At 65.7% G+C, this 6,138-nt stretch carries 7 protein-coding genes; 4 read left to right on the forward strand and 3 right to left on the reverse strand.

The genetic code is table 11. The features are described from left to right. Both VFA16_RS01560 and VFA16_RS01565 read left to right on the forward strand, forming a co-directional pair. Positions 1–738 (forward strand): SDR family oxidoreductase (locus VFA16_RS01560; protein WP_324966127.1); only part of this gene is annotated, 738 nt, incomplete at its 5' end. 62 nt (positions 739–800) lie between these two features. Next, a complete protein-coding gene (locus VFA16_RS01565) occupies positions 801–1,163 on the forward strand; it encodes a hypothetical protein (RefSeq protein ID WP_324966128.1) in 363 nt (120 codons plus the stop codon). Between the two features lie 6 nt (positions 1,164–1,169). Here the strand turns inward: VFA16_RS01565 and VFA16_RS01570 are convergent, their stop codons facing one another. From VFA16_RS01570 to VFA16_RS01580, 3 genes are read right to left on the reverse strand one after another with little or no spacing between them, the layout of a single operon-like run. Beyond that, on the reverse strand, positions 1,170–2,243 hold the full coding sequence (locus VFA16_RS01570; RefSeq protein WP_414687611.1) for a DUF4185 domain-containing protein: 1,074 nt from the start codon (positions 2,241–2,243) through the stop codon (positions 1,170–1,172). Next, entirely contained in the window at positions 2,240–3,034 is a 795-nt protein-coding gene (locus VFA16_RS01575) for a DUF427 domain-containing protein (protein WP_324966130.1), read from the reverse strand. The genes VFA16_RS01570 and VFA16_RS01575 overlap by 4 nt, the downstream gene beginning before the upstream one ends. Before the next feature lie 48 nt (positions 3,035–3,082). Beyond that, positions 3,083–3,757, reverse strand: a complete 675-nt coding sequence (locus tag VFA16_RS01580; protein ID WP_324966131.1) for a TetR family transcriptional regulator — start codon at positions 3,755–3,757, stop codon at positions 3,083–3,085. A gap of 69 nt (positions 3,758–3,826) precedes the next feature. On the opposite strand from VFA16_RS01580, the gene VFA16_RS01585 reads away from it, so the two are divergent. Both VFA16_RS01585 and VFA16_RS01590 read left to right on the forward strand, forming a co-directional pair. Next, positions 3,827–4,894: a ferredoxin reductase gene (locus VFA16_RS01585; protein WP_324966132.1), complete on the forward strand. Its 1,068-nt coding sequence runs from the start codon at positions 3,827–3,829 to the stop codon at positions 4,892–4,894. 16 nt (positions 4,895–4,910) lie between these two features. Beyond that, positions 4,911–6,017: an acyl-CoA desaturase gene (locus tag VFA16_RS01590; protein WP_324966133.1), complete on the forward strand. Its 1,107-nt coding sequence runs from the start codon at positions 4,911–4,913 to the stop codon at positions 6,015–6,017. Positions 6,018–6,138: the final 121 nt, after the last annotated feature.

Genomic DNA, 6,138 nt, shown 5'->3' on the forward strand with positions numbered 1-6,138 from the left:
AAGACCGCCTTTATCACCGGCGGCGCGACGGGGCTGGGCCGAGCGTTCGCCCGCGCGCTAACCGGTGAAGGAGCGAGCGTGGCAATCGCCGATATCGACCGCGCCGCCGCAGACCGCACTGTCGCCGACTTGACCTCCGAAGGGACCCAGGCGATTGCCGTGACATGCGACGTCGCCGTCGAACGCCAGGTGGACACCGCCGTCGGTACAGCGATCAAAGAGCTCGGCGGCATCGACATCTTGATCAACAACGCCGGCCGTCATCTGACGAAGTACAACCAACCGTTTCACGTGCTGTCCCGTGACGACCTGCGCGGCCTGTTCAATGTGAATGTGATCGGGGTGGTCAATTGCACTCTGGCGTGCCGTGATTCGATGCGTGAGCGCGGCGGCGGCGTGGTGCTGAACATCTCGTCGATGGCCGGTTTCATGAACATCAGCCCGTACGGTGTTTCCAAGCTCGCGGTGCGCGGCTTGACCGTCGCCTTCGCCTACGAGCTGTCCCCGGACCGAATCCGGGTCAACGCAATCGCTCCAGGGCTGATGAACACCGAGAATGCGCTCGCCGATCTCCCACATGCGCTGGTCGACGACATCGTCCGGGAGCGCCAGCTCGTGCACCGGCTTGGCACCATGGACGACGTCGTGTCGGCCATGCTGTACCTCTGTTCCGACGAGTCCTCCTTCATCACCGGTGAAACCGTGAAGGTCAGCGGCGGCTACCCGCTGAACTTCTGAGCGGCCAGCGGAGGCGCACGACCAGCGGTTTAGTTGCCCTACACCAGGGGCAACCGTGGCCTATGGCTACAGACAATGCCGACGAACTTGTCGACCCATCAGACTTCCCCGAAGAGGGCGGTCCGGGTGACACCCTGAATCAGAGCGAGTCAACCGACTCTGACGAGATCCGCAACGACGACGGCGACATCGTGGTGGACCCGCCCGAGCACTGGAGCGAGGCTAACCGGTTCGGCATGACCGAGCGCGAAGAGCGCGAGGGTCCATCGCTCGACGACAAACTCGCCGCCGAGCGGCCCGACGTGCTGGACGCCGCTGCGGACGAGGAACCTCCGACCGAGGTACCTCCCGGGCGGGCACATCACGGGCAGGTCAGTGGAACGCCGGAGGACGGCGATTCACTGTTCGAGGTTGCCGACGAGTGATCGCGTTCAAAGGCTGACCCGATCGGCAGCGCTGCGCCCGGAAATGGTTGTGTCGCGCAGCGTCGCCCGAAACTGCATCACCCGGTAAGGCCAACCGTGCGCGGTGTTCCACTGTGAGACCGCCAGCCCGACACCCCCGGCGACTTCGAGTCGCGAGCCAGGAAGAACGTATCCGCCGTAGAGCTGCGCGACCCGGTTGTCCGTGTGGTCTTCCGCGTCCCAACCGGTCCCGACGATGGGCAGCTGAACCGGTGTATCCGATAGCGCGGTAGGGGACTCGATGACCCGGTATCCGAGCGCGTAATGGGACGACAGGAATCCGCCGAGGATCCACCTTCCCGCGCCCAGTCGGCGCAACGACAGCTCACCCCAGGTTTCGCCAACCGGAGTGATCGGGGTCGGAGTGCGGCCCCACGCCCAGCGACCGTTCGCCACACCCCATCCCCAGTACTGGCGCGCGTCTCCGATGCCGCGGGGACGAACGCGCCTCAAGATGATGCCTTTGTCACGCTGAAAGCCGGTGGATACCAGATAGACCCAGCCGTCGTCGGGGTCATAGTCCCACGACCAGCACTGCGCGTGGCCCCGGTGCAGCCGCCCCGCGAACTTCGCGCGATCACCTAAGTGGCGCCACGAGATTCCGCTGTCGTCAGATCTCCAGATCTCAGTCCAGACGACGTTGCCGAAACCGCGGTTGACGATCGCGTGCAGATAAAGGGCGCGGTCCACCCGCAACAGATCGGAGGGAATCACCGTGCTGATGCCGCGGCGGGTTGCACCGCTGTCGCGGTGCTCGTAGTGCCACAGCTGCCGTGCGTAATCCGGATCGTCGCCGCCGGCGCGGTGGTAGCTGATCGCATGGGTGGCATCGCCCGCGCCGATCAGGATCACCGGCGAACGCCACTCGCCGGCACCAACTTTCGCGCCGGAGAAGGTGTCCCCGAATACCGACACCAGCGTGCCGTTGGGTGCCTGCACCGATGCACCCAGGTCGGCGCACGTGACGCCCCAGCGGTCGGTGATCCCCGGGCCGGTGAGGTCGGTCAGCTTGCCGGTGGTGCGCGACCTAACCACCGTCAATGCGACCACTGGGTGGCCGGACGTTCCCGGCGCTCGCCGTCGGCGACGACGTCGACCCGCTCGTCGAAAAAGGCGATTCGGTCGCGCACCGGCTCGGCGTCGTGCAGCGGCTGGTGGTAGGTCCAGGCCACATCGGCAGGACCATCGGGCACCGAGTAGTACGACGCGCGACCCTTGTACGCGCAGTAGGTGACGGTATCGCTCGGCTGAAGGTCGACCACCACGTCGTCGGGCGGTAGGTAGAACCGGACCGGCAGCAGCGTCTCGAACAGCAACATCGGTCGTGACGATTCGGCCAGCAGCCGCCCGTCCAGTTCCACCCGGACGTGGCAGGTGCTGGCCAGGACGTCGATCCGTTTGAACGGGTCGTGCGGGTGGGCCACGATCGGCTCGTTCTCTTCCCGCCACTCGAACGCGCCGAAGTCGAGCGCGACGTAATCCGCGAGGTCCGGATCGTCGGGCCGGAACGCGCCCGCTGCGCGCCGCGTCCCGTCGATCGCGACGTCGAACATCGCGCCTGGGCAGGTGTGCGCCGCGAACGGGATGCTTGGGTCGAAAAACGGGCGGTCGCTGTGCTTTGCCGGGGTTTCGACGGGCTCGAGGCGGGCCGACAGGTCCGAGACCGGCACCGCGTACGTCGGAACCACCCGCCGCGGCTCCCACAGCAGACGGCCATGACGGGTGTCGGCGATCAGTTCGCCGTCGAGGTACGCGCGCAACCTCTTCTCGGTGGGCTCGTAACGCAGCGATTCGAGCGAACTGCCGAGAAGGTCGCGCATTTTGATGCCCATTGGTTCATCATCGTCGCGGCGATGGATCCGCAGCTAGAGAACGCCTGATCACTGGCTGCTTCGCCAGTCGGCCACGCCGATTGCGATCATCCGCAACTGCTTGACCGCGATCCGTTTGATCTCCTCGAGCGCCTCGGTACTCTGCGCGTCTTCGATGGCCTCGGCGATCACGATCATCGAGTTGACGAAAAGCGTGGCCAGCACGTTGAGATCCTCGGTGCTCCACGCGTTCAAGCCGGGGAAGCGGGCGAGGTCGGTGGCCAGCTCAGAGGTGATAAGCCGGATCTCGGTACGGATGGCGTAGCGCAGCACCGTCACCCCGCTGGAGCGCTCGCGCCCGATGAAGCGCCAGTGCTCGCGTCGCTCGCTGACACTGGCGACGAGGATCTCCACCGATGACTCGATGACCCGGTTCGGGTCCAGCTTGCCGGCGCGCGCGCCACGCAGCATGTCGCGCAGGGTCCGAAACGATTCGTCGATCAAGACCAGCCCCAGGGCCTCCATCGACTCAAAGTGGCGGTAGAACGCCGCCGGCACGATCCCGGCTTCGCGCGTGACCTCCCGCAAGCTCAGGCTGCCGAAGCTGCGGTCGTCGAGCAGCTTCAGCGCGGCCGCGACGATGGCCCGCCGGGTGGCCTCTTTGCGTTCTTCTCGGGAGGGGCGTTCCCGGCTACGGGAATGACCCGACCGCTGCGGCCGTGAGTCAGGCGTACGACCGTTCACCATGTGAAAGCTACCACATAGTGGCATAAGACCTTGACGAACCCGCTGATTGCGTCGCACGGTGTACATATGTTCACTCAAACTTTGACGCGGACTCTGCAGCAGCGGTTGGCCGGTTCCGGCCTGGTCGACCTGCTGACCGGTCCGCACGGCGTCGACCGTTACACCGAGCTGGTGGCGCCCACATGGACCTTGGGCGAGGCGCGGGCCAAGGTCGTCGATGTGCGTCGGACCACACCACGTAGCGTCACCCTGACACTCGCGCCCAACGCCGCCTTCACCGCCGACCTCAAGGCCGGCCAGTATCTGAACCTCGCCGTCGAAATCAACGGCCGCCGCCACACGCGCTGCTATTCGCCGGCCAACGCCGAGGGCGCCCGCCGGCTCGAGCTGACGATCGGGCGCCACGACGGCGGACTGGTCTCGAACTACCTGTATGAGCGCGCCCGCACCGGCATGGTGGTGGGTCTGGACGGTGTCGGTGGCGACTTCGTGCTGCCCGCCTCGCGGCCCCGGCGGATTCTGTTCGTCTCGGGCGGCAGCGGCATCACCCCCGTGATGGCGATGCTGCGCACGTTGGTCGCCGAGGGCCACGACGGCGAGATCGCGTTCGTCCACTACGCGCGTAACCCGGCCGAGGCGTGCTACCGCGACGAGCTCGCCACGATGCCCGGCGTGCGGGTGCTGCACGGCTACACCCGGTCGGGCACCGGCGACCTGAACGGTCGCTTCGGCTCGGAGCACCTGGATGTCGCCATGCCGGCCCCGGATGCGGTGTACGTCTGTGGGCCTCCGGCCTTGGTGCAGGCGGTCCGCGACCAGTGTCCGAACGCCCATGCGGAAAGCTTCGTGGCGCCGACGTTCGAACCGCCTGCAAAGGCGTCAGGTGGCCGAATCACGTTCGCTAACAGCCGTATCGACACCGTCGACGACGGACGCCCGATACTCGAGCAGGCCGAAGCTGCCGGGCTATCGCCCGAAAGCGGTTGCCGGATGGGTATCTGCCACACGTGCACCCGCCGCAAAACGTGCGGCGTCGTGCGCAATCTGACCACCGGCGCGGTATCGACAGCCCCCGACGAAGACGTGCAGATCTGCGTGTCCGTTCCGGTCGGTGACGTCGAACTGGTCCTCTAAGCCCCAAGGAGAAGTCATGTCACAGCCCACCATCACCCTCACACCGGAACAAGCCGAGGAGTTCGGTCGCGAACTCGACGCCATCAAGGAACGCGTCATGGCCGACCTCGGCGAACGCGACGCCGACTACATCCGCGCCGTCATCAAGACCCAGCGCGTTCTCGAAATAGGCGGACGGGCAATGCTGTTCGGCGGGATCATTCCCCCGTTCTGGCTGGCCGGCACCGCGATGCTCGCGCTGTCAAAAATCCTCGACAACATGGAGATCGGGCACAACGTCATGCACGGCCAGTACGACTGGATGCGTGACCCGTCGATCTCTGGCCGCAGCTTCGAATGGGACACCGCATGCCCGGCGGAGCAATGGCGGCACTCACACAACTACATGCACCACACCCACACCAACATCGTCGGGATGGACCGCGACATCGGCTACGGCATCCTGCGGATGAGCGAAGACCAGCGCTGGCATCCCTACTACCTGGGCAACCCCCTCTACGCGTTCCTGCTGATGGTGTTGTTCCAGTACGGCGTCGCGCTGCACGAACTGGAAACCGAACGCATTCGCGCCGGCGAGATCTCGCTGGCCGACAAGCGCGAGACCCTGAAGGGGATCTGGCGCAAGACCCGCCGGCAATTACTAAAGGACTACGTCGCCTTCCCGCTGTTGGCCGGGCCGTTCGCGCCGTTCGTTTTCACCGGAAACCTGTCGGCCAATCTGATCCGCAACGTGTGGTCGTACATGATCATCTTCTGCGGACACTTCCCCGAGGGAACGCAGGAATTCTCGATCGAGGAGACGCAGAACGAGACTCGCGGGATGTGGTACTTCCGGCAGATCCTCGGTTCAGCAAACCTGACCGGCGGCAAGCTCTTTCATCTGCTGTCCGGCAATCTGTCGCACCAGATCGAGCATCATCTCTTCCCGGACATGCCGGCGCCCCGCTATAGAGATATCGCACCCGAAGTCCGGGCGATCTGCGAACGCTACGGCATCCCGTACAACAGCGGGCCGCTGCTGCGCCAGTTCGGCACCGTGGTGCGCAAGATCGTCAAGCTGACCTTCCCGCCGAAGAACTCCCCGCAACCGGAAGTCCGCGAGGAGGAGCGGGCCGCCGCCTAGGCGTCGCCTGTCGCGTCCGGTCGCCACGGCGAACACGCCAGTGCAGTAAGGGCTTCGGCGGTCCGGTCGCAGAACGCGTCGGCATCGCGCAGCCCGACGGTCAGCGCCCGGATGGCCGTTG

This window comes from Mycobacterium sp. (assembly GCF_035653355.1).
GTDB lineage: Bacteria > Actinomycetota > Actinomycetes > Mycobacteriales > Mycobacteriaceae > Mycobacterium.

Coding starts and splice junctions, on each gene's coding strand:
- VFA16_RS01565 (WP_324966128.1), top strand. CDS start 801: ATGGCTACAGACAATGCCGACGAACTTGTCGACCCATCAGACTTCCCC.
- VFA16_RS01575 (WP_324966130.1), bottom strand. CDS start 3,034: ATGGGCATCAAAATGCGCGACCTTCTCGGCAGTTCGCTCGAATCGCTG.
- VFA16_RS01585 (WP_324966132.1), top strand. CDS start 3,827: ATGTTCACTCAAACTTTGACGCGGACTCTGCAGCAGCGGTTGGCCGGT.
- VFA16_RS01590 (WP_324966133.1), top strand. CDS start 4,911: ATGTCACAGCCCACCATCACCCTCACACCGGAACAAGCCGAGGAGTTC.